This is a genomic window from Sphingomonas mali NBRC 15500 (genome assembly GCF_001598415.1).
GTDB classification, from domain to species: Bacteria; Pseudomonadota; Alphaproteobacteria; order Sphingomonadales; family Sphingomonadaceae; genus Sphingomonas; species Sphingomonas mali.
Genome location: NZ_BCYX01000106.1, coordinates 1 through 595, shown reverse-complemented (window position 1 = coordinate 595; position 595 = coordinate 1). Strand labels below are relative to the sequence as shown.

Here is a 595-nt window from a genome sequence, read left to right as displayed (position 1 = left end):
TCACCCTTGTATCTGGACGATGTGCCGATTGTCCGGTTGGAAGCGATGGAACACCGGGGAGGGCGGCCGCCCGCCCCGGTGTTCCGGCGATGTCGCCCGATCACCCTCTGGCAGCAACCGTGTGGGAGCCAGGGATCATCGCCGCAGTCACGTACAACCGAACAGTCGCTTGATCCGCAGTCGTACAGACAAGGCAGGTTACCGTGATGACGATCTTTTGTGGAGTGGATGTATCCAAGTCGTGGCTCGATGCCTGGATCGAGCCGGCCGGCCATCAGCGCTTTGCCAACACCGCCGAAGGCGTTGCCGAGCTTGGGGCCTATTGTCGCGCGCATCATGCGGCGCTGGTGGTGATGGAGGCCAGCGGCGGTCTTGAGCAGCCCGCCTATCTGGCCCTGTGGCAGGCGGGCCAGCCCTGCGCCATCGCCAATGCCCGCTCGGTCCGCAAGTTCGCCGAAGCGATGGGGTATCTGGAAAAGACCGACCGTATCGACGCGATGATGATCGCGCGCTTCGCCGACGCCAAGCGCATGGTGGCGACGCCCCCGCCATCCGCCGATCAGCAGCGCCTCATCGCCCTGGCCGCGAGGCTGCG

The 595-nt window shown here is 65.4% G+C and carries 1 protein-coding gene; it reads left to right on the top strand.

Annotation, left to right across the window (positions count from 1 at the left end; translation table 11 throughout):
* Window positions 1–206: 206 nt before the first annotated feature.
* Window positions 207–595, top strand: a 389-nt coding sequence (locus SMA01S_RS23985; RefSeq protein ID WP_157094129.1) for an IS110 family transposase, incomplete at its 3' end; no start/stop codon positions are given.